22 protein-coding genes are annotated in these 23,116 nt (G+C 33.7%); 20 read left to right on the top strand and 2 right to left on the bottom strand.

Annotated features, from left to right (window positions below; translation table 11 throughout):
• Positions 1–12 precede the first annotated feature (12 nt).
• Positions 13–897 (top strand): UTP--glucose-1-phosphate uridylyltransferase GalU, encoded by an 885-nt coding sequence (gene galU / locus QE450_RS16760; protein ID WP_273613705.1) that lies wholly within the window; start codon positions 13–15, stop codon positions 895–897.
• Positions 898–1,008: 111 nt separating this feature from the next.
• Positions 1,009–1,902, top strand: coding sequence for a UTP--glucose-1-phosphate uridylyltransferase GalU (gene galU / locus QE450_RS16755; protein WP_307300717.1), 894 nt, complete (start codon positions 1,009–1,011; stop codon positions 1,900–1,902).
• Here galU (QE450_RS16755) and QE450_RS16750 read toward each other — a convergent pair.
• Both QE450_RS16750 and QE450_RS16745 read right to left on the bottom strand, forming a co-directional pair.
• Positions 1,895–3,097, bottom strand: coding sequence for a sulfotransferase family protein (locus QE450_RS16750; RefSeq protein ID WP_307300715.1), 1,203 nt, complete (start codon positions 3,095–3,097; stop codon positions 1,895–1,897). The two genes, galU (QE450_RS16755) and QE450_RS16750, sit on opposite strands and share 8 nt — an antisense overlap.
• 77 nt (positions 3,098–3,174) lie before the next feature.
• Positions 3,175–5,646, bottom strand: coding sequence for an O-antigen ligase family protein (locus tag QE450_RS16745; protein WP_307300713.1), 2,472 nt, complete (start codon positions 5,644–5,646; stop codon positions 3,175–3,177).
• Between the two features lie 136 nt (positions 5,647–5,782).
• On the opposite strand from QE450_RS16745, the gene QE450_RS16740 reads away from it, so the two are divergent.
• From QE450_RS16740 to pcrB, 18 genes are all read left to right on the top strand, one after another.
• Positions 5,783–7,087 carry a class I SAM-dependent methyltransferase gene (locus QE450_RS16740; RefSeq protein ID WP_307300710.1) on the top strand — a complete coding sequence of 435 codons (1,305 nt, stop codon included), beginning with the start codon at positions 5,783–5,785 and terminating at the stop codon, positions 7,085–7,087.
• 178 nt (positions 7,088–7,265) lie between these two features.
• The gene (locus QE450_RS16735) at positions 7,266–8,051 is read left to right on the top strand and encodes an ABC transporter permease (protein ID WP_273613700.1); all 786 of its coding nucleotides are present in this window, start codon (positions 7,266–7,268) and stop codon (positions 8,049–8,051) included.
• A gap of 11 nt (positions 8,052–8,062) precedes the next feature.
• On the top strand, positions 8,063–8,806 hold the full coding sequence (locus QE450_RS16730; protein WP_273613699.1) for an ABC transporter ATP-binding protein: 744 nt from the start codon (positions 8,063–8,065) through the stop codon (positions 8,804–8,806).
• An 18-nt stretch (positions 8,807–8,824) separates the two neighbouring features.
• Entirely contained in the window at positions 8,825–9,694 is an 870-nt protein-coding gene (locus QE450_RS16725; protein ID WP_273613698.1) for a glycosyltransferase family 2 protein, read from the top strand.
• An 11-nt stretch (positions 9,695–9,705) separates the two neighbouring features.
• Positions 9,706–11,949, top strand: a complete 2,244-nt coding sequence (locus QE450_RS16720; RefSeq protein ID WP_307300706.1) for a glycosyltransferase — start codon at positions 9,706–9,708, stop codon at positions 11,947–11,949.
• Positions 11,930–12,460, top strand: a complete 531-nt coding sequence (locus QE450_RS16715) for a hypothetical protein (RefSeq protein ID WP_307300704.1) — start codon at positions 11,930–11,932, stop codon at positions 12,458–12,460. Before QE450_RS16720 ends, QE450_RS16715 begins: the two co-directional genes overlap by 20 nt.
• 33 nt (positions 12,461–12,493) lie before the next feature.
• Positions 12,494–13,945: a DUF2142 domain-containing protein gene (locus QE450_RS16710; RefSeq protein ID WP_307300701.1), complete on the top strand. Its 1,452-nt coding sequence runs from the start codon at positions 12,494–12,496 to the stop codon at positions 13,943–13,945.
• 30 nt (positions 13,946–13,975) lie between these two features.
• Positions 13,976–14,683, top strand: a complete 708-nt coding sequence (locus QE450_RS16705) for a glycosyltransferase family 2 protein (protein ID WP_273616363.1) — start codon at positions 13,976–13,978, stop codon at positions 14,681–14,683.
• Positions 14,684–14,691: 8 nt separating this feature from the next.
• Positions 14,692–15,066, top strand: a complete 375-nt coding sequence (locus QE450_RS16700) for a DUF2304 domain-containing protein (protein WP_273613694.1) — start codon at positions 14,692–14,694, stop codon at positions 15,064–15,066.
• A 4-nt stretch (positions 15,067–15,070) separates the two neighbouring features.
• The gene (locus tag QE450_RS16695) at positions 15,071–15,436 is read left to right on the top strand and encodes an EamA family transporter (protein WP_307300698.1); all 366 of its coding nucleotides are present in this window, start codon (positions 15,071–15,073) and stop codon (positions 15,434–15,436) included.
• Positions 15,437–15,452: 16 nt separating this feature from the next.
• On the top strand, positions 15,453–16,196 hold the full coding sequence (locus tag QE450_RS16690) for a sugar phosphate nucleotidyltransferase (RefSeq protein WP_307300696.1): 744 nt from the start codon (positions 15,453–15,455) through the stop codon (positions 16,194–16,196).
• Positions 16,197–16,207: 11 nt separating this feature from the next.
• A complete protein-coding gene (rfbC, locus tag QE450_RS16685) occupies positions 16,208–16,753 on the top strand; it encodes a dTDP-4-dehydrorhamnose 3,5-epimerase (protein WP_273613693.1) in 546 nt (181 codons plus the stop codon).
• Between the two features lie 83 nt (positions 16,754–16,836).
• Complete coding sequence (gene rfbB / locus QE450_RS16680; RefSeq protein ID WP_307300694.1) at positions 16,837–17,859, top strand: dTDP-glucose 4,6-dehydratase; 1,023 nt, start codon at positions 16,837–16,839, stop codon at positions 17,857–17,859.
• Complete coding sequence (gene rfbD / locus QE450_RS16675) at positions 17,856–18,722, top strand: dTDP-4-dehydrorhamnose reductase (protein ID WP_307300692.1); 867 nt, start codon at positions 17,856–17,858, stop codon at positions 18,720–18,722. Before rfbB ends, rfbD begins: the two co-directional genes overlap by 4 nt.
• Positions 18,723–18,856: 134 nt before the next feature.
• Positions 18,857–19,795, top strand: coding sequence for a glycosyltransferase family 2 protein (locus tag QE450_RS16670; RefSeq protein ID WP_307300690.1), 939 nt, complete (start codon positions 18,857–18,859; stop codon positions 19,793–19,795).
• Positions 19,796–19,886: 91 nt separating this feature from the next.
• Complete coding sequence (locus QE450_RS16665) at positions 19,887–20,780, top strand: glycosyltransferase family 2 protein (protein WP_307300688.1); 894 nt, start codon at positions 19,887–19,889, stop codon at positions 20,778–20,780.
• Between the two features lie 2 nt (positions 20,781–20,782).
• Complete coding sequence (locus QE450_RS16660; protein ID WP_273613688.1) at positions 20,783–22,204, top strand: undecaprenyl-phosphate glucose phosphotransferase; 1,422 nt, start codon at positions 20,783–20,785, stop codon at positions 22,202–22,204.
• 207 nt (positions 22,205–22,411) lie between these two features.
• Positions 22,412–23,101 carry a heptaprenylglyceryl phosphate synthase gene (pcrB, locus tag QE450_RS16655; protein WP_307300685.1) on the top strand — a complete coding sequence of 230 codons (690 nt, stop codon included), beginning with the start codon at positions 22,412–22,414 and terminating at the stop codon, positions 23,099–23,101.
• The last annotated feature ends 15 nt before the right edge of the window (positions 23,102–23,116 follow it).

The following is a 23,116-nucleotide window of genomic DNA, read 5'->3' as shown; positions in this document are numbered from 1 at the left end:
GGAGTTTGAACCATGAAAATTCGTAAAGCCATTATCCCAGCAGCAGGACTAGGAACACGTTTCTTGCCTGCAACCAAAGCAATGCCAAAAGAAATGTTACCAATTGTAGACAAACCAACGATTCAATATATTATCGAAGAAGCTGTAGCTTCTGGCATCGAAGATATTATTATCGTTACAGGTAAAGGCAAACGCGCGATCGAAGATCACTTTGATTACTCGTTTGAATTGGAACAAAATCTAGAAGAAAAAGAAAAATGGAAACTTCTGGATGCTGTACGTGAATCTTCTGAAATGGCGGATATTCATTACATTCGTCAGAAAGAACCTAAAGGGTTAGGACATGCGATCTGGTGTGCTCGTAAGTTTATCGGGGATGAGCCATTTGCAGTGCTTCTAGGCGATGATATTGTCGAATCGGATGTTCCTTGTCTGAAGCAGATGATGGATGTGTATGAGAAGCATGAGTCTTCTGTAGTCGGTGTGAAAGAAGTACCATGGGAGCATGTATCTCGTTATGGCTTGGTCGATGCTGATCCTACGACAGAATCGGATCGTCTATACAAAACCAAAGGTCTAGTAGAGAAACCACCACGCGAAGAAGCACCTTCAAACTTGGCGATCATGGGTCGTTATATTTTGACTCCTGAAATTTTCGATATTTTAGGTAATCAAGATGCTGGCGCAGGTGGCGAAATTCAATTAACCGATGCTATTTCAAAATTAGGCGAAAAACAAGATATCTTTGCTTACCAATTCGAAGGCTTACGTCATGATGTGGGTGAGAAGAGCGGATTCGTACAAACCACGATTCACTACGCATTGCAACATCCTGAATTGCGTGAATCGACATTAGAATATTTGCATGAAATTATGGCAAAAGAAGAAAATAAATAAGCTAAAAGAGGCTTTCTCATTATTAGAGAAAACCTCTTTATTTTATAAGTTGGTCTATCTATAAAGAATGAAGTATATTATATCTATGATTAGATATAGAGGAGAATGAAATTGAAAATCCGTAAAGCGATTATTCCAGCAGCAGGACTAGGAACACGTTTCTTACCTGCCACCAAAGCGATGCCGAAAGAAATGTTACCGATTGTAGACAAACCAACGATTCAATATATTATCGAAGAAGCGGTAGCTTCCGGAATTGAAGATATTATTATCGTTACAGGTAAAGGTAAGCGCGCGATCGAAGATCATTTTGATTCCTCATTTGAACTAGAACATAATCTAGCTGAAAAAGAAAAATGGGATTTACTTGATGCTGTACGCAAACCTTCTGAAATGGCAGATATTCATTATATTCGTCAGAAAGAACCGAAAGGGCTAGGACATGCGATCTGGTGTGCTCGTAAGTTTATCGGTAACGAACCTTTTGCTGTTCTTCTAGGGGATGATATTGTCGAATCCGATGTTCCTTGTCTGAAGCAAATGATGGATGTATATGAAGAATATGAATCATCTATTGTAGGTGTGAAAGAAGTCGATTGGAATGCGGTTTCTCGTTATGGGATTGTAGATTCTTTACCTATTTCAGATCGCTTGTATCAAGCTAAAGGGTTAGTAGAAAAGCCTGCTAGAGAAGATGCTCCTTCTAATCTAGCGATTATGGGCAGATATATTTTAACCCCGGAGATATTTAACATCTTAGGCAATCAGCAAGTTGGTGTAGGTGGAGAAATTCAACTTACAGATGCCATCTCACAATTAGCATTAAAAGAAAAAATTCTAGCATATCAATTTGAAGGCTTACGTCATGATGTTGGTGAGAAAAGTGGATTCGTACAGACAACCATTCACTATGCTTTGAAGCATCCTGAGTTACGTGAAGAAACATTAAGTTATTTGCGCACTATTTTAGCAGAAGAAGATAACAAAAAAACACTTTTCATTTAGAAGAGTGTTTTTTTGTTATCTTTTTTAATTTAGAGAATAATAAATCTCTATAAATATAGTATTTTTTTAGATAGTTCCAACCTCTAGATTGTAAGATTTGTTGCAAACTGTGTTGATCTTCTCTCAAAGCTGAAATCATCTTTTCTAAATGCAATATCTTCTCTTCAGTATCTTTACCTGAAATCAATGAGTTATTCAAAAAGGTATTTATTTTTTTTTGCTCATTCTGTTGTGATTTTAGTTGAGTTTGTACTTCTTGTAATTCTCCCAAATAGTGTTGAATGTTATGCCGAGTATCAATCAACTCAACTCTTTGCTGTAGCTCTATTTTGGTTAGATTAGCAATATCAAATAACGCTGCATAAGCTTTATATTCTGACGCGATTTCCTCTATTTGTGGCAGAGTATAATCAAGCTGAAAATTCATTTTTTTTAAATAAATATCGTAAAGATTAACAAAAGGTTTTAAACCTATTATTTCTTTTAATTGATCATTACTGGAGTAGCTATGACGAAATTGAGGATTTATAAATTTTTGCATTTTTTCTTTTAATTCTAATTCATTTTCTGGCCAAGGTAAGTTCAATTGTTGTGACAAATTAAATAACTGATGATGCCAGTCGTCCAAAAATTCATCATAAGAAACTAAAATACATTTACTGTTTGCAGTCCATCTTGCAACAGAAATCATGTAATTCATCCATATTCCTAATGATTTTTGTATAGGGATGTTATTTCTTTTTAATAAAGAGTTTGCAATATCTAAAGGATTACGAATAGAAATAACAAAGTTAACCTCAACACCTAATTCTTGCAATATATCTAGCCATAATGGAAGAAGTAAACATGTTCTAGGATCTTTCCAAGCCCATAAATTTTGAGAAAGCATTTGCTGACTTATAAATTGTTTGATTTCATTTCGAAAAGGGATCATTTCGGGTTTTTTCCACCATAGTTTTTCAAGTGGAACAGGAGTATCCCAAGATACTCCTAATTCCCATAATATACGATTTTGTATATCAATTATATTTAAGTGTTCCCAGAATCCATGTGGATTATCTTCCTGCGCAGAGAGTAGATTTTCTGACTCTCCTAAATAAACTCCTAATAAATTAATGGATCTAGCAATTGCAGAAGTACCACTTCTGTGCATACCCAAAATACAAATGGCTCTGGAATTTGCTTTATTTATCATCAAATTTCTCCTTATTGATATCATCTAAGGATAATAATGCAGAGAATTTTAATAAAATTTCAATCAATACGTATACATTATTGATTATATTTTGTATTTACAATGGTATCAATTTGTTCTTTTTCTTTTGCATCTATTTTAATCAACTTATCATAGATAGCTTGATCATTTTGGTTTTCTTTTTTCAAAGCAGCTAGATAATAGCGAGCGACTTCACGATTGGTTTCATCATTTAGATCATCAGCTAGACCTAATTTAAATGTTGCTGCCGCATCAGCTGTATTACCTTGCATCAATTGAATTTTACCAATATTTAAAGCGATTTTTGGTGTGACAGCAAAAGCACGACCTTGTAACTGACCAGTAGGCAATGTTTTGAGATATTCTACGCCGTCTTGTACTTCTTTATAAGCATTTAGACCGGCATTAAAATATTTCTCTTCAGATGCTTTATCTTTTTTCTCATATGCCTGGTTACCAAGAGCATAGGCTTGAGTGATTACACCCTCATACCATTCAATATCCCATTTGTATTTTGGAATACTGTTTACAAGGAGATCAAAGGCTACATCTGATTTACCACCCAATTGGTAAGCCGTTACTAACTGTTTCACAATATTTTTATTAAATGGTTCTTTTTCTTGTGTTTTAGTAAGAAGCGCAATATCTTCGTTATAATATTGTTCATCTTTAGTCTGTTGGAATACTTGAGTCAATAATGAACCCATAAACACAACAGCATCAGGGAATGTGCTCCGTATAGCCAATGCTTTATCAAGTGGAGCGCGAATATCTTCATAGCTGGGGCTTGCTACTTGAGAAGTCTTCTGAGCATCCACAACATCTTGAGAAGCGACAGAGAAACGAAGTGAAGTGAAAGCAACAATAATCGCAACAACACCGATTAAAGATACGTAAATACCTCTTATCGTTCCAGCAGGAGCTTTCAATCGCTTGAGTGGCGTTAAGTCCATTGCAGAAGCCATACCACCTAGACCTAGAAAGACTAGAATACTCATATAAGCATAACTTAAGTTGAAATCCAGCAAACTATGCATCAAGATCGATACAACGATAATAAAGTAAATAAAGTGAGATTCTTTACCTTCACGATTAGCTTTGTAATAACCACGAATATATTTATAAAAAATAAATCCGACAAACAAAATAAAGATGATAAAACCAATCACGCCAACTTCAACTAAATATTGAACAAAGAAGTTATGTGCCTGACGGCTGACATACGGGTTATTCTGGTAAGCTTCATAAGAAGCACCCCAGGCTCCACCACCTGCACCGAACAGTGGATAATCACGTAACAATTTCATCGCATCACGATAAAAAGTAAAACGTTCCAATACACTACTTTGTTGGAAGTTAATATTTTCAAAACGTACACGAATATTAGCTGGTAACAGATTACGTAGATTAGTTGCAATCAATAACACAAGCATAAGTATACCGAGTAAAGCAGAACCGATCGGAATCCAAAGGCTAGCACCACGACGTGCTGTCCATCCTTCTACACCGTGTTCAAGCTTAGGTGCAATATAACGTCCAACAAGCATAATCAGTACTCCTGCAATTAAGGAAGCGATTAATAGATAAGCCCAACCTTTTGCAGCTACAGCACCATCATACTTTGCAATCACTTGTAGTCCAATATCGGTTACTGGATTCAAGATAACAGCTGTTGCAATACCTGCGATTACCAGATTAATAAACCATAAAATCTGTTGTGCAGGACGAAGTAATAGAAGCAAAATTAATAATACAAACGGCAAAACAACCAAACCACCGCGAGACAAAGTAAGGATTAAAGCCAAAATAATAGGAACTAACATAAATCCATGGATCAATTGGTCATACCAGGTTTTGAGGCGACTGGCATTAAATAAACCTGCAAACATAATAGCCATAAGGAAAGCTGCATATGTATTCGCATATTGGAATACAGAAGTCAAACGCCAACCGTTGGAATCTTGCATGATTGCATCGGTATAGACGCCGTTGTTTACGCCACCAATAGAGAACCAGGATACTAAATGTCCACCTAGATAACCTTGACCGAACCAACTGATATATCCGAAGAATACAATCAGATAAGCAGAACCCATTAACGTAATTTGAATAATCTTATTCGAGACACGATCACGTAACAGATAGATACCAATTACGAAAATAAATGCGTACATCCATTGAATTAACACCATATTTACGGCATAATGCCAAGAGGCAGCCGAAAACATAGAGATCATATAGGAGATAGGGAGTAAAATGATTAATAATGCAACCATATCCCGCTGATCATCCAATTGTACTTTTTTGTTGAATTGAATGAGTCCTAAAATCATTAGGATACATACCAACATAATTGCCCAAAAGAGAGGCTTTTCAAAACTGATACCTAAACCATTAAATAATGCAATTTGAAACGGGGCCCATAATAAAAATAAAATCATACAAATATTAAGGACCCAAAACATACTTCCACGTTTTTCGTCCTCGGTGGACGCTTTAAACTGTTTGCCGTATACTGGATTAGCCAATGTTTTAAACTCCTTTTAAGTTAGAATTCTAAGTTATTTTAGCATATTTTAATTACAGGAACTATTATCAATTATCGATATAACTATTTTCTGATATAGTAATTCATTTTATGTTAGCTAAATAAGGAGGAAGAAAATGGACTTTACAGGCGAACGGTATGTCCCTAATAAAGTTTTTGGTGAAATCGAAGTTGAGCATAAGCAAAGATATCATGCTATTCTTGATTTGGTAAAAAACAAAAAAGTTTTGGATGCTGCCTGTGGTGAAGGATACGGTACTAACCTTATATCACAACATGCCCAATTTGTCTGGGGAATCGATATCTCAGAAGATTCAATTGAATGGGCTACTACAGCATACCATTCAACGAATATTGAATTCAAAGTTTCTGATATTCAAATATTACCTATCCCGGATCAAAGTGTTGATGTAGTGGTGAGCTTTGAGACGATTGAACATGTGGATGAAAAGGCACAAGAAAAATTTTTGGATGAAATAAGAAGAGTGCTAAAGCCTGATGGCATATTGATTATGTCTACACCTGATAAAAGATTATATTCAGATATAGTTGGTTTTACAAATACGTTCCATATTAAAGAATTTTATGAGAATGAATTTGAATTATTTTTACAAAGTAAATTCAAACACACATACATGTTTAGGCAAGGCTTTAGAACGTTTAGCTATCTTGGAGCATGTCATGTAGAAGAAAACCAAAGTGAATATTACAGAATGGATGATTTATATCCTACTGAGAATAATGGAAAGTATCTAATTGCTTTATGCTCTGATAAAGAAATTACAAATGTCGAAACACTAAATAGTATTATGCCGTTAGTAAAACCTAAAATTGTAAGTAAATTGCTTTTAGATACGGGAAACGGTTTTGATTACAATGATGCAATCACTGCAGAATTATTGGTTGAAGGAAGAGAATTTAGTACTAGTTTCAAAGACTTGGATAAAATAAATAATATTAAAAGATTAAAATGGATTCCTTTAGAAGGACATATAATCAATATTAATATATTAGATTATCCTAAAAATATTCAGATGATATCACTTAACTCTTTTGGTCATAAAGAAAGTTATACAGAATTTCAAGTACTAAGACCTGAATTTTTAATAAATATTACTGAAGGTACTTTGCAAAATTTATCACTTAAAGGTCATATAGAAATATTGAATGCAGAACATGTTTTCCAAAAATTAGACACTAGAATAGAAGGTTTACAATCCGAAATCGAAGATTTGCAATCTACATTAAAAGATTATGAGCAACTTAAAGAACGTTTACAATCAATAGAGAAAGAACGCGACAATGTTTTATCTATCAATCAAAGCATAAGTAATGAAAATAATTTGTTGTTAAATTCTACATCTTGGAAAATAACAAAGCCATTACGAACGATTGGCAGAGTATTAAAAAGGAGCAACTAATAGATATAAAAAGTCTTAATATCGCATTATAGGTGAAGTAGACGCTCTATAACTTTTAACGTATACTAGACAAGTTAGTGACTTTTTTTGTTTTAGAGCATGCAGTAATTTTTATAAAATGTATTAGAAAATGAATACTTGAAGTTGAAAATCAAGTCAACTAGGTGGCGATACGCAAATGTTGGAGCTAAAACGATATTTTTTGAACTTCTATAAATATAAAGATTTATTGAAGTTGCTTGTGGCAAAAGATATAAAAATTAAATACAAGCGGTCTGTACTCGGTATTGTTTGGAGTGTTCTTAATCCACTATTAACGATGATTATTATTACGTTAGTATTTCAGGAACTTTTCAAATTCAATGTTGAGAATTTTGCAGCTTATGTGATTAGTGGACAGGTATTATTCTCTTTTTTCTCGGATTCCACATCTTTAGCAATGAGTTCTATTTATTCATCAGGCCAGATTATAAAAAAAGTATATATTCCTAAATATATATTTCCATTATCCAAAGTTTTGTATTCATTAGTAAATATGTTGTTCTCATTAATTGCAGTTTTAATTGTATGTTTTATTACAGGAGTAGATCTTAAATATACTTTTATTTTTAGTTTTTTGTCGATTTTTTATGTATTTGTATTTAGTGTAGGTGTAGGTCTTATTTTATGTAGTATTGTTGTGTTCTTTAGAGATGTTGAACATATTTATGGTGTTTTTATTACAGCATGGATGTATGCTACACCAATCATTTACCCAGTAAGTATTATGCCAGATAAATATATGCCGCTTCTTCTTGGAAATCCAATGTTTTATTTTTTGACTCATTTTAGAGAATCTTTACTGTATGGACATATTCCTCCGTTAGAATTAAATATTCAATGTGCAAGTTACGCCCTTGTAACTTTATTAATAGGAGTTTATCTTTTCAAACAACGTCAGGATAAATTTATCCTTTATATTTAAGGAGTTTGATGATGGAGAATAGTAATGTAATTATTGATGTTCAAAATGTTTCGATGTGTTTTAATATGACTACTGAAAAAATAAGTGGATTGAAAGAATTTTTGATTAAACGCTTAAAAAATCAAATATCGTATACTAAATTTTGGGCATTAAAAGATGTAACATTTAACGTTAGACAAGGTGAATTATTTGGAGTGCTAGGACTTAACGGAGCAGGGAAAAGCACGCTTCTCAAAACAGTAGCAGGCGTCTTAAAGCCAACAAATGGTACATTAAATATTTCAGGTCGCATGGCCCCTTTAATTGAATTGGGAGCAGGCTTTGACACAGAGTTAACAGCAAGAGAAAATATTTATTTGAATGGAGCTATTTTAGGCTACTCCAAAAAAGAAATGAATGCTAAGTTTGATGAAATTGTTGATTTTTCTGAATTAGCAGAATTTATTGATGTTCCTGTAAAGAACTTCTCATCAGGTATGTATGCTCGATTAGGGTTTGCAATTGCTACTTCAACTAGACCGGATATTCTAATCGTAGATGAGATTCTAGGTGTAGGAGATTTTAAGTTTCAACAGAAATGTGAAGCAAAAATCAACGAAATGGTCAAAGAAGGTACAAGTGTATTACTTGTTTCTCACTCTATTGATCAGATAAGAAGTCTTTGTAACAGAGGTATTATTTTAGAAAAAGGTCAATTGATTAAAGAAGGAAATATCGAAGAATTGTGTGATTTTTATTATTCTAAGTACACGTAAGGAAGGAGATAGAAGCTTATGTTCTCTTTACTGTACTATACTTTTATTAAATATATGATTCGATTTCAAATTAAATTTCATCCTTTCCGATTATGGCGTGGTAAAAATTGGTACCAAAAATGGATCGAAAATCATGAAAAATACGATATTAATGTCGTTATGAATGAATGCAAACACTTTCGTCATAAACCACTAATGTCTATTATTCTTCCTGTATATAACGTACAGGAAGATTATTTGAAAGAATGTATAGAGTCTGTTGAAAGACAATATTATACGAACTGGCAACTTTGTATTGCAGATGATTGTTCCAATATGCCTCATATCAAAAAGGTTTTAGATGAATATCAAACCCAAAATTCTAAAATTCTTGTGACTTATCGTAGTGAAAATGGACATATATCAGCGTGTAGTAATACTGCACTAGAAATGGCAACAGGAGAATATATAGTTTTACTTGATAATGATGATATTCTTTCTGATTTTGCTTTATATGAAGTGGTAAAAGTGATTAATGAACATTCTGATGTTGATCTTATTTTTAGCAATGAAGATAAATGGCTAGATAATAAACGAGTACAGCCCTTTTTCAAAAAAAATTGGGGTATCCAGTTGCTTATGCATATGAATTATATTTGTCACTTATCAGTGTATCGAACCTCTTTATTAAAACAAATCAAAGGGTTCAGAATAGGATACGAAGGTGTTCAAGACTGGGACTTAGCTCTACGAGCGATTCAAAATAATGCTAACGTTTGGCATATCCCAAAAATTTTGTATCATTGGAGAATTTCTCCTACTTCTACAGCCGGTGGAGAAAAGAAAAAAAATTATATAAAAGAAAAGCAAAAAATGTTAATTGAAGATTCTAAAAAATATACTATGTGAAGGTGATACAGTTGGGTATTAATACACTCATGAAAAAAACGGTCTCTACGATGAAATATGAAGGTAGCAAAGCTCTAATGAGAAAAGCGTATGGATATACAAAAAAAAGAATTCTAAAAAAACATATACCCTCTAAATATCACTTCAAAGACATTCTTTTTATAAATGGGTGTTCTCTTCCACATCCACCTCGTTATCGTGTAGATCATCAAATTGAACAGCTTCATTTTAATGGATATTCCTGCGACAGTGTATATTACGAAGAACTTGATATTGAAATGGTTCGTTATTACAGAGCATTTGTTTTCTTTCGTTGTCCGCATACAGAAGTCGTTGAAGAATTAATTGCAAAAGCAAAATATTTTAATAAAACTGTATTTTTTGATATTGACGATCTAGTAATTGATCATAAATATGTTAAAGAAATTGATTATTTAAATACTATGAGCAAAGATGAGCTTGATCAGTATATGGATGGCGTTAATCGTACTCAAAAAACATTAAGAATGTGTGATTATGCGATTACTACCACAGGAGCATTGGCTACAGAATTAAATAATTATGTAGACGAAGTATTTGTTAATCGAAATGTAGCTTCTGAAAAAATGCTAGACTTGTCATTAAAGGCACTCAAAGAAAAAGAATTAAAAGCTAGCGAAAATACTGGAGCAGTAGATGATCGTATTATTATGGGGTACTTTAGCGGTAGCATAACACATAATGAAGATTTTAATTTGATTATCAATGTAGTTAAAGAAATGTTCGAAAAACATAGCAATGTTTATCTTAAAGTAGTAGGTATTTTAGATATTCCTACAGAATTAAGTGACTATAAAGATCGTATTATTTTCGAGAAATTTACAGATTGGACAAATTTGCCAGATTTAATAGCAAATATTCATATCAATTTAGCGCCGTTAGTTCAGTCTATTTTTAACGAAGCTAAATCTGAGAATAAATGGACAGAAGCTGCTCTTGTAAAAATTCCTACTGTAGCTAGCAGTATTGGTGCTTTTAAAGAAGTGGTTACACATGAACAAGATGGTATATTGTGTAATTCAATAGAAGATTGGAAATTCTATTTAGATAAGTTGATTACTGATTCGGCATATCGTGAAGCTTTGGGTAAACAAGCATATTCTAGTGTTATAAGTGGATGGACAACGTTAAGTAGCGGGTACAAATTATTTGAATTTATTGAATCTAAATTGCATGATAATATTGCATTTGTTCTTCCGTCTACTCAGATTAGTGGTGGTGTGAATGTAGTTATTAAACATTGTAATATTTTAAGAGATCAAGGCAAGGATGTTACAATTATTTCGATGAGTGAAGACGATAAAAATATTGTTAATAAAGATGGAGAAATTGTTGTGATTTCTTACCATCGTCACACTTTTCATGGTCTTTTTAGAAAATGCGTGGCTACTCTGTGGTCAACGACTGAATTTCTTAATATGTATTCTAAGATCAGAGAAAAGTATTATTTAGTACAAAATTTTGAAACTAATTTTTATGAGCCTGGTAATCATATGCGTGCTTGGGCCAATCTAACTTACAATTTCTTCTCTGATATTAAATATATAACCATATCTAAATGGTGTGAACAGTGGTTATTGGATAAATATAATAAAAAGTCAGGTTATGTAGAAAACGGAATAGATTTATCAGTGTTTCAGTATAAAGAACGGTCATTTGAAGGAAAAATTAAAATATTAATTGAAGGTAATTCTAATGATTACTATAAAAATGTTGATGAGAGTTTTAAAATTACCAATCAATTAGATCGAGATCAATTTGAAATCTGGTATCTTTCTTACAGTGGCAAACCTAAAGAATGGTATAAAGTGGATCATTTCTTAAACAAAGTGCCACACGATGAAGTAGGAAAAGTATACGCAAGCTGCGATATTTTATTAAAGTCTAGTCTTTTAGAAAGTTTCTCTTATCCACCTCTTGAGATGATGGCTACTGGCGGTGTAGCAGTGGTTGCACCAAATGAAGGGAATATAGAATATCTGGTTCATGAAGATAATTGTTTGTTATATGAACAAGGCAATCCTGAAAGTGCACTTCAGATGATTAAAGAAGTTTGTAACAACTCTACATTAAGAGAACGAATTATAGAAAATGGTTTGAAAACAGCACAGCGAAAAGAATGGAAGAATCTTGAAGGGGAAGTGTTGGCTTTGTACGGCTATCAACTGAAATCTACTGAACACAATGGTGAAAATTATGAAGCAAAATTGGTTTAGACGTTCAATTATTCCTATCATTTTAGTGCTTCTTTTTATTTACGTATATGGTGGGAATATAGGCAAAATGACAGAAGTCATTTCAGTTGAAGGTGACCAAAATATAGGAGAAATTGCAAATAACAAAGAAGTAGGTCAATCATTTTATTCTGACCTTAATAATCTAAGTGGTTTCTCTATTAAGCTTGCTACTTATGGTAGAGTAAATGCAGGGCGTATCACTTTAGGAATTCGAAACTATGGTGAATCGAATGATATTTACTCAACTACTATAAAAGCTGAAAGCTTAGCTGATAATGCATTTTACGATGTTAGGTTTCCGCCTATAAAATATTCAAAAAATAAACAGTATTATATATATATAAAAGCTACGGATGGAATGGCTGGAAAGTTTATAACTGCGTATAAATCAAAGAACGATGCTTATCCTAAAGGGAATCTTACAATTAACGGAGTAAAGCAAGACGGAGATTTATCATTTAAAGTATATTTTAATAAAACCTTATTCTAAATGGTTTAAGGAAAAGGGAGAATTTATTAAGAAATGGAGAACGAAGACAAGCAAATAAAACAAAAATTTAGTATTGAACTTAAACTATTGAGTATCTTATTATTTTTTGGATTACTTTATATTTTTGTTACCCCGCCTTTTCAAATGGCCGATGAGGATAGTCACTTTAAGAGAGCATTTTTAGTTTCACAATTTGATCTTATTCCACAAGCGAATGAAAAGAATGAGTTAGGTTTTTATCTTCCTAAAGCTGTTCTTGATTTTGAGGCGGATAATCGCTATATGATGGGTGATGCTAGCCAGAAGTTTAATTACCAAAAGTATTATTCAACTATAACTACATCAACAGATTATACAGAAAAAGTATTCAGTCAATTTAGTACTGTTGAAACAAATCCTTTATTATATATTCCTCAAGCATTGAGTATGCTCTTGTTTAGAATCTTTATTTATATTTTTTCGTTAGGTAAATCTGAGTTGATCAATCCTATGAGTTATATGTATGCAGGAAGAATAGGAAATTTATTGTTTTTTATTTTTTGTGCATATAAGGCAATTAAATGGATTCCTTTTTACAAGAGAGTACTATTTTTAATTTTGTGTATGCCTATGACTTTAGGATTGGTGTCTTCCTTAAGCTATGATAGTATGGTTATTAGTATATGTCTGTTATTTATTAGTCTTATTCTCAAGCTCTCTTTTGATAAAAAGCATGAGAAAATAAATCGAAAACATATCATTATACTATGTATACTTTCTTTTGTTTTAATTGAGTTAAAGCAAGTATATTTTCCAATTATCTTTTTATTCTTTTTAATACCTACAAGCAAGTTTTATAGTACAAAAAAGAAATATCTTTATTTTAGTTTAATAACATTAGCTGGAATTGTGAATTATCTTTTGTGGGCAGTAATAAGTACTATACATGGACATTTTGGTCCGGATCAAAGTGATAGCACAAATCAGCTTATATTCATATTGAGTAATCCTTTTGAATATTTCTTGATTATTGCTAGAACTTTTTATCATTTAAGTTTCTTCTATACAAATAGTTTTATTGGAAATTTAGGTTGGTTAGATGCTAATTTCCCTCCAACTTTTATTTATCTTTATTGCTTGCTTATTTTATTAACAGCAATTATAGACAGTAATAAAAACATATCGTTTAATATACTGCGGAGATTATTTATATTCGTTATTTTTGCAGTTGTTGTTGTACTAATAGAAACCGGATTATATTTGACATGGACTTCTATACCTTCAATTGGTGGAGTAGGGTATGCACAAGTTTCTGGAGTACAAGGAAGATATTTTATTCCTATTATCTTACTTGCGCTTATTCTGTTATATAACAATAAACTTTCTAAATATTTGAAATTTGGGCATAATGAAATCATTAACACAATGCTTATAGCATTTTGCAGTTTTAGTTGTATGTTAATGTTTTTCTTGCTTATTATACGATATTGGATTCCTGCTGTTTAAATATCATATATTTGAAATGAGGGGATTAGAATTAATAAAAAGATTTTAGTTATTATTCCTGCGTATAACGAGGAAAATAATTTAGAAGGTTTGATTAAATCTATTAAATCATTAGGTAATCCAAATTTGGAATTTATCGTAATTAATGACTGTTCTTCAGATAGAACAGCATTTGTGTGTAAAAGTTTGGATATACCTGTTGTAAATCTGCCTTGTAATCTTGGTATTGGAGGAGCTGTCCAAACGGGATATAAATATGCATATCATCATCATTTTGATATTGCTATCCAAGTAGACGGTGATGGTCAACATAAGCCTCAATATATAGAGGATATTATCCAACCTCTTTTAGAAGATAATGCAGATTTAGTTATTGGCTCTAGATATATAAAAAAAGAAGGGTTTCAATCTACATTTTTAAGAAGAGTTGGTATTAGTTACTTTTCTAAGTTGTTGTTATTCCTTACTGGCCAATTAATTACAGATCCTACTTCTGGATTTAGAGCATGTAACCGAAAAGTAATTGAGCTTTTTGCAAAAAGATATCCTGTTGATTATCCAGAACCAGAATCAATTATGTATTTAAAAAGAAATTCTTTAAGAGTATTTGAAATCCCAGTCACTATGGAACATAGAGCGAATGGAGTATCTTCTATTACTTCTTTAAAATCTGTTTATTATATGATTAAAGTTTCAGCAGCTATATTAATTGATAAATTTAGAAAAGAATTGGTATAGGAGAATTTATGGTATCCCTAAAACTTCAAATCATTTTGTTACTAGGCTCATTAGTAGGTTTTTTTATTTTAATTAACTTGATTCGAAAATATACGCTTGAACTAAAGTACTCTATTTTGTGGTTCATAGTTACAATTTTGAGTATTATTTTAGCAATATTCCCTAAATTATTCACATATATTTCGCACATTATGGGCATTGAACTTCCTGTTAATGCCTTATTTTTATTAACTTTACTAGGAACCATCATGATCATGTTTTCTTTAACATTAGAAGTCTCTAAATCAACAATCAAAATTAAAGAATTATCTCAGGAAATTGGAATTTTGAGATATGAATTAGAGAAAATGAAAGAAAAAGATCATAGTAAAAAGGAGAGTTAATTCGTTGAAAATTGATTCTATGGTAAGCTATGTATTGTTGTTATTGAATATTTTGATGCTAGTAAGTGGACAAGCCTTTTTTAAATTAGGTTTGGAAAAAATAGGTGGAGTAACATTAGCTACTGCTTGGAAAGCATTATTTTCCCCTACTATCATTATAGGGTTGTTTTTGTATGTAGTAGCTACTTTAATTTGGTTTGTAGTATTATCCAGATTGCCTCTTTCTATAGCATATCCAATTCAAAGTCTTGCATACGTTTTAGGAATATTTTTAGCTGTATTAATGTTTCACGAATCAGTATCACCAATGAAGTGGATTGGTGCAATTATTATTGTAATAGGCGTATTATTCATTGCAGTCGATAAATAAACTGGAGGTTTTATTTATGAAAGGCATAATTTTAGCAGGTGGTACAGGTTCACGCCTTTATCCATTAACCAAAGTAACCAATAAACATCTTTTACCTGTTGGCAAATATCCTATGATTTTTCATTCCGTATATAAATTAAAACAAGCTGATATTACAGATATCTTAATCGTTACAGGTAAAGACCATATGGGCGATGTAGTTAACTTATTAGGTAGCGGTAGCGATATGGGTGTTACATTTACATACAAAGTGCAGGATGAAGCAGGTGGTATTGCACAAGCTTTGGATCTAGCAGAACACTTTGTAGCGGATGATCAAATGGTTGTTATTCTAGGCGATAATGTATTTGCTGATGATATTGCTCCATTTGTACAAAATTTCCGTGAGCAAAAACAAGGTGCTAAATTGTTGCTACAACAGGTTCATGATCCACAGCGTTATGGTGTAGCTGAAATGGACGGCGAACGGATTATTTCGATCGAAGAAAAACCAAAAACACCTAAAAGCGATTTCGCTGTAACAGGTATTTATATGTTTGATAACAATGTATTTGATATTGTTAAAACGTTAAAACCATCTGACCGTGGTGAATTAGAAATTACAGATGTAAACAATGCTTATATTGAACGTGGTGAGCTAACATTTGATATTCTTACAGGTTGGTGGACAGACGCGGGTACGCACGCATCGCTTGCAAAAGCAAATGAACTAGCACAAGAAATCGTATTTGGCGAAGAGTTCGGTAAGCTCAAACTGTAAGGAGGATCATCATGAAAGTCACATCTTTAACATTAGAGGGTGCCAAGCTCATCGAACCTGTTGTTCATGGCGACCATCGTGGATTTTTTATGGAAAGTTATAATGAAAAATTAATGCACGAAAATGGAATTAAACATAATTTTATTCAGGATAATCATTCCCTTTCTGCTGAACCTGGAGTACTGAGAGGAATGCATTACCAATTGAATCCTAAAGCACAAACAAAATTGATTCGTGTTATATCTGGTTCGATTTATGATGTGATTGTGGATATTCGTAAAGATTCACCTACATTTGGACAATGGCAAGGATTTATTTTAAGCGATGCGAATAAACGTCAATTGTTAGTTCCACAAGGATTTGCACATGGCTTCTGTACGTTAGCAGCGAATACTCAAGTTATTTATAAAGTAGATGAGTATTATTCGCCTGAGCATGATCGCGGTATTGCTTGGGATGATCCATCTCTAAATATCGATTGGCCTGTATCGAATCCAGTATTATCTGACAAAGATACACGTCATCCTTTATTAAAAGACGCAGAACTTAACTTTTAATACTCCACTGCTTACTAGTTACTAGGTGAGCATAATAAATAAAATAGTTAGAATCTAAATATGATTCTTACAGGAGGCAAATTATGAAATTGCTTGTTACTGGCGGAGCCGGTTTTATTGGCAGTAATTTTGTTCTATATATGTTACGTGAACATCCCGAGTACCAGATTATCAATGTAGATGCTCTTACGTATGCAGGGAATTTAGAAAATTTAAAAGCGATCGAAGGCAATCTTAATCATACCTTTGTAAAAGCAGATATTGCAGATACAGCTACAATGGATCGCTTGGTTGCAGATGGTGTAGATGTTATTGTTAACTTTGCAGCAGAATCGCATGTAGACCGTAGTATTTTGGAGCCGGAGATTTTTGTGAAAACAAACGTCGTTGGTACTCAAGTACTTCTGGATGTTGCTAAAAAGTATAACATTACAAAATTTGTACAAGTATCTACAGATGAAGTATACGGTTCTTTAGGCGAAACAGGGCTGTTTACCGAAGAGACTCCGATTACACCGAATAGCCCGTATTCTGCTAGTAAAGCAGGCGGAGATTTGTTAGTACGTGCTTACCATGAGACTTTTGGTTTGCCGGTTAATATTACACGTTGTTCTAACAATTATGGGCCATTCCAATTTCCAGAGAAATTAATTCCATTGATTATTTCTCGTTCTTTGGCTGATGAAGCTTTACCTGTATATGGTGATGGACTCAATATCCGTGATTGGTTGTATGTAGAAGACCATTGTAGCGCGATCGATCTAGTTATTCATGAAGGTAAAAACGGTGAAGTTTATAATATTGGTGGTAACAATGAACGTACCAATATCCATATCGTTAAAACAATTTTGGAACAACTAGGTAAGCCAGAATCTTTGATCAAATATGTAGAAGATCGTTTAGGTCATGATCGTCGTTATGGTATTGACCCTACGAAGATCATGAGTGAACTTGGATGGAAGCCTAAGCATAATTTCGAAACAGGAATTAAAGAAACGATTCAATGGTACTTGGATAACAAAGACTGGTGGACTCGTATTGCTTCAGGAGCTTACCAAGAATATTACCAACAGCAATATGGAGATCGTCTAGGAGCTAATCAATGAAAGTATTAGTTACAGGTGCTTCCGGCCAACTTGGAATAGATACAGTCAAAGTTATCCAAGCGAAAGGTCATGAAGTATTAGGCTGCGATCGTGAGACATTAGATATTACAAATCTAGAGCAATGCCAGCAAGTCATCACTTCTTTTCAACCGGAAGTGATTATTCATTGTGCGGCTTATACAGCGGTCGATGCGGCTGAAACTGATATCGATGGAGCTTATCTGGTCAATGCTGTAGGAACACGTAATATTGCTGTAGCAGCAGAATCTGTACAAGCGAAAGTGATCTATATTAGTACAGATTATGTATTTGATGGACAAGGTGTACAACCTTACCATGAGTATGACAACACAGATCCTCAAAGTATTTATGGTAAATCGAAGCGTGCCGGTGAAGTATTGATTCAATCTTTATCTTCTCGATACTTTATTGTGCGCACTTCTTGGGTATACGGACTTCACGGTAACAACTTTGTGAAAACCATGCTGAAGTTAGGTCAGGAAAAACCACAACTTAAAGTGGTACATGATCAAAAAGGTTCGCCAACCTATACAGTAGACTTAGCAGAGTTTTTGGCAGAATTGATGGTGACAGAAAAATACGGTGTTTATCATGCTTCTAATAGTGACTCATGCACCTGGTATGAATTTACACAAGAAATATTCAGACAGGCTACTGATATTTTAGATGTAGATATACAATCTGTACTGGAACCATGCGCAACGAGTGAGTTTCCAAGACCTGCTCCAAGACCTGCTAATTCGGTGATGGAGCATTTATCGATACGAACTAATGGATTTACAGATATTCGTTCTTGGCAAGAAGGATTAAATGCTTTTTTGCAAGAGTATAAAAATAATTAATCATTAAGATGAACAGATAAGAGAATTTGGTTTCAAAACCATATAAACTCTTATCTGTTTTTTTGTAATTATAGTATTGGTTCTGCTACAATAAAGTGAATTATAGGGATGATAATAAAACAAATGAGGTTATTATGACTGGAAAAGTGCAGGTACTTCTTTCTACTTACAATGGAGCTCAATACATAGCAGAACAATTGGACAGTATTTTAAAACAAACGTATACGAATATCCATATTCTAATTAGGGATGACGGTTCAACAGATACAACACTTAGTATTCTTGAATCTTATGCTCAAAGATACCCGGAACAAATAACATATCTACAAACAGAAAATGTTGGTGTAATACGTAGTTTCTGGAGTTTGATCAAGGAAGCAGATACTACAGCCCAATATTTTTGTTTTTGTGATCAAGATGATATATGGTTACCTCATAAAATTGCAGCAGAGGTGAGTACACTTGATTCTGCGATATCTGACTCTCCTTATCAACCGCATATGGTCTGTACAGCTACTCAGATTACCGATGAAAACCTTAATCTGAAAGTAGTCTGGCCGCAAAATCTGAGAAAAGAACCTTCATTTTATAATGCTTTATTCCAAAATATAGCGGTTGGAACGACGATTATGTTAAGCTATGATGCGTTTAAATTATTTTATGATAAAGAGATTGATCTAAATCGAATTCAAATGCATGACTGGTGGATATATCTTACTATTTCTTGTTTTGGTAAAGTTTATTTTGATCCCACACCTTCTGTATACTATAGACAACACAATAACAACGTAGTAGGCGGAGAATCTACCTTACTGCAAAAAGTGAAAAAAAAATGGAATAGTTTTCGCAAACATAAAGATAAAAAATTATTAGTGCAACAAGCTAAAGAATTTCAGCGTATATATGGTAAAGAGATAACTGATCCTCAAATGAAGCAACAATTGGAAGCATTTATCGCTCCACGCTCCACATTCATACAACGTATTCGTTTTTTACGTCAATGCCAGCTTTACCGACAATCTACAACAGAACAATGGCTTTTTCGATTTTTAATTATGATTGGTTATATCTAAGAACAATAATGGAATCTGAGCGGATTTATCTTTTTGATATATAGATATGCTATAATGCCAGTAGATTTATATTTTAGTCAGGAGCGTTACCATGGACGTTAGCATTTTAATTTTAAATTATAATACTTGTCAGCTTACACTTGATTGTATTGAGTCTGTTTATCAATCACGCACTCAATACGCTTATGAGATTATTGCAGTGGACAATGCTTCTAGCGACGGTTCAGCTACAGTGATCCCATCGACTTATCCAGACATTACTTTTATTGCAAATAAAGATAATGTCGGATTTGCCAAAGGCAACAATCAAGCAATGAAGATTGCGCAAGGACGATATATACTACTACTTAATTCCGACACCATCGTTCAGTCAGATACTTTAGAGACGATGGTGTCTTTTATGGATGCTCACCCTCAAGTAGGAGCGTCAGGTTGCAAAATTGTCTTGCCAGATGGATCACTTGATAAAGCATGCAAGCGTGGGTTTCCTACACCGTCCGCATCTTTTTATTATGCTTTTGGATTTTCCAAATGGTTTCCAGACAATCCACGCTTTAATGGCTACCAGTTAGGTTATTTGAACCCAGACGAGTCGTATCCGATTGATTCATTAGTCGGTGCATTTATGTTAGTTCGGCGTGAAGTTATTGAGCAGATTGGCGGACTAGACGAAGAGTTTTTTATGTATGGAGAAGATATTGACTGGTGCTACAGGATCAAAGAAGCAGGCTGGGAGATCCATTATCGTGGAGATACACAAATTGTGCATTACAAAGGCGCTAGCAGTCGTCGTAAACCATTTAAAATCATTTATGAGTTCCACCGGGCAATGTGGTTATTTCACCGGAAACATTATCGTCAAAAATATTCGTTTGTTACCAATAGTATTGTTTTTACCGGAATTGGAGTCAAATTAATGTTATCCCTACTTAAAAATAAATTATTACCTGCCAAATCGGTTACAACAGCAGAAAGGAGAGCTTAAACATGATTCGTAAAAATCAACGCTTTTTAACTCGTTTGTATATTTTAGCTGATTTTATGATCATTCAACTCTCCTTTTTACTTGCATGGTTTGTGAAATTTGAAAGTGGTTGGTTTGCTTATGATACACCGATCGAATTTGGAGCACTACCGATTGAGACGTATGCGCTATGGAGTCTAGTATACGGTGGTATAGCGATCTTAATCGGTGGGATGAGTACACTGTATTCACCGAAGCGTAAAAAACGTTTTGCAGATGAATTGATGAAAATTTTCCAAACTCATCTTGTCAGTATTTTTGTTTTATTAGGTGCTTTATTTTTTGTGAAAGAAGTAAATATCTCTCGTTCATATCTGTTTATTTATGTGATCCTTACCTTGATGCTTATCATGGCTTATCGGTATGTGATCAAAAAAGGATTGAAACGTGCGAGACAACGTGGATTTAATAAGCAGTTTGTTTTGATTCTTGGTGCAGGTTCACTGGGGAAACGTTTTTGCAATAATTTAGACCAGTATCCTGAGATGGGTTATGAAATTGTTGGTTTTTTAGATGATTATTTAGAAGACAATGAACAGGAACCTAATAAATACAAACCTATTTTAGGCAAAATCGATAAGCTTGGTGATATTCTGCATACGATGATGATTGATGAAGTGATTTTGGCGTTACCGCTAGATGCCCATCATAAATATCCAAGTATTATTGCAGAATGTGAAAAAGCCGGTGTACGAACATTAATCATCCCGGATTTCTTTGATTATCTGCCAGCTCGTCCATACTTTGATAACTTTGCGGGAATGCCAATGATCAATGTACGAGATATTCCACTAGATATCGCTGCGAATCGGATGTTCAAACGATTATTTGATATTGTATTTGCATTAATAGCTATTATTATTACATCTCCTATTATGATTATTGTAGCGATTGGCGTACGAATGACATCTCCAGGATCTGTGATCTTTAAGCAGGAACGTGTAGGACTCAATCGTCGTAACTTTACGATGTACAAATTCCGTTCTATGCGAATTATTCCTGAAGGACAGGTCGATACAGGTTGGACGACAGCCGATGATCCACGTAAAACCAAGTTCGGAGCTTTTATACGTAAAACCAGTTTAGATGAGCTACCTCAATTTTTTAATGTATTATTTGGAGACATGAGTGTAGTGGGACCTCGTCCTGAACGTCCTTATTTTGTAGAACAGTTCCGTGATGAGATTCCAAAATATATGATTAAGCACCATGTACGGCCTGGAATTACGGGTTGGGCACAAAGCAATGGTCTACGTGGAGACACGTCTATTGAAGATCGTATCAATCACGATATTTTTTATATCGAAAATTGGTCATTATTATTCGATATCAAAATCATTTTCAAAACGATCCATAATGGATTTGTAAATAAAAATGCTTATTAAAAGTTAGGTGATGCTAAATATTTCGTCACTAAATATAACTAAAAAGTATTCTGTTCCTCGGATGTAGGAGCAGGATACTTTTCTTTTTTGATGAGTAATAAGGCAAAATATAAATTTGTTCCCCTAAAATACGAACAAAAAATTGACACTGTGCATCCCCTATCATAGACTTAATTTGAAGGTTGTCCGAAGACGGAGGAATGAAGGTTGAGAGAACAAATCAAAACATGGCAACATGTATTTAAACTGGACCCGGATCGAACGATTTCGGACGATGTATTAGCAAAAGTATGTAGTTCTGGGACAGATGCGATTATGGTAGGTGGATCATCAGGCGTAACTTACAACAATACAGAAGATCTAATCAAACGTATCAGCCTATATGATATTCCTTGTGTTCTTGAAGTATCCGATTTGGAAATGGTTGTACCTGGATTCGATCTATACATGATTCCATTGATATTAAATACCAATGATAGTCAGTGGATGATAGGACAGCATGTCTCTGCTATCGAACAGTATAGCCATTTGATGCCCTGGGACAAACTTGTTCCTGAAGGTTATATCGTACTGAATGCGGATTCTACAGTCGCTCAGCGTACCGAAGCATTAACAGAAATCGATCTTGATCGGGCAGTCGCTTATGCTCAAGCCGGTGACCGTTTGTTTCGTCTTCCTATTATTTATATAGAATATAGTGGACGTTTTGGAGATATGGAACTAACAGGTGAGATTCGCCGATCAACGCATCAAGCGCAATTATTTTATGGCGGTGGAATTAGAGATTATCATTCTGCTCGTCAAGCCAAGCAAGTATGTGATACCATTGTCGTCGGCAATATAATTTATGAAAATCTGCAAGCCGCATTAGATACTGTACAAGTTATCTCCAGATAACGAGAAGTATCCTAA

This window comes from Paenibacillus sp. SORGH_AS_0306 (assembly GCF_030819345.1).
Lineage (GTDB): Bacteria > Bacillota > Bacilli > Paenibacillales > Paenibacillaceae > Saccharibacillus > Saccharibacillus kyungheensis.
This window is presented reverse-complemented; position numbering and strand designations above follow the sequence as displayed.

Excerpts from the sequence above, each read along its gene's own strand:
- QE450_RS16670 (WP_307300690.1), top strand. The coding sequence starts at position 18,857 with ATGACTGGAAAAGTGCAGGTACTTCTTTCTACTTACAATGGAGCTCAA.
- QE450_RS16665 (WP_307300688.1), top strand. The coding sequence starts at position 19,887 with ATGGACGTTAGCATTTTAATTTTAAATTATAATACTTGTCAGCTTACA.
- QE450_RS16690 (WP_307300696.1), top strand. The coding sequence starts at position 15,453 with ATGAAAGGCATAATTTTAGCAGGTGGTACAGGTTCACGCCTTTATCCA.
- QE450_RS16700 (WP_273613694.1), top strand. The coding sequence starts at position 14,692 with ATGGTATCCCTAAAACTTCAAATCATTTTGTTACTAGGCTCATTAGTA.
- QE450_RS16740 (WP_307300710.1), top strand. The coding sequence starts at position 5,783 with ATGGACTTTACAGGCGAACGGTATGTCCCTAATAAAGTTTTTGGTGAA.
- rfbD (WP_307300692.1), top strand. The coding sequence starts at position 17,856 with ATGAAAGTATTAGTTACAGGTGCTTCCGGCCAACTTGGAATAGATACA.
- galU (WP_273613705.1), top strand. The coding sequence starts at position 13 with ATGAAAATTCGTAAAGCCATTATCCCAGCAGCAGGACTAGGAACACGT.
- QE450_RS16660 (WP_273613688.1), top strand. The coding sequence starts at position 20,783 with ATGATTCGTAAAAATCAACGCTTTTTAACTCGTTTGTATATTTTAGCT.
- QE450_RS16750 (WP_307300715.1), bottom strand. The coding sequence starts at position 3,097 with ATGATAAATAAAGCAAATTCCAGAGCCATTTGTATTTTGGGTATGCAC.
- rfbC (WP_273613693.1), top strand. The coding sequence starts at position 16,208 with ATGAAAGTCACATCTTTAACATTAGAGGGTGCCAAGCTCATCGAACCT.
- QE450_RS16715 (WP_307300704.1), top strand. The coding sequence starts at position 11,930 with ATGAAGCAAAATTGGTTTAGACGTTCAATTATTCCTATCATTTTAGTG.
- QE450_RS16710 (WP_307300701.1), top strand. The coding sequence starts at position 12,494 with ATGGAGAACGAAGACAAGCAAATAAAACAAAAATTTAGTATTGAACTT.
- QE450_RS16730 (WP_273613699.1), top strand. The coding sequence starts at position 8,063 with ATGGAGAATAGTAATGTAATTATTGATGTTCAAAATGTTTCGATGTGT.
- rfbB (WP_307300694.1), top strand. The coding sequence starts at position 16,837 with ATGAAATTGCTTGTTACTGGCGGAGCCGGTTTTATTGGCAGTAATTTT.
- QE450_RS16725 (WP_273613698.1), top strand. The coding sequence starts at position 8,825 with ATGTTCTCTTTACTGTACTATACTTTTATTAAATATATGATTCGATTT.
- QE450_RS16735 (WP_273613700.1), top strand. The coding sequence starts at position 7,266 with ATGTTGGAGCTAAAACGATATTTTTTGAACTTCTATAAATATAAAGAT.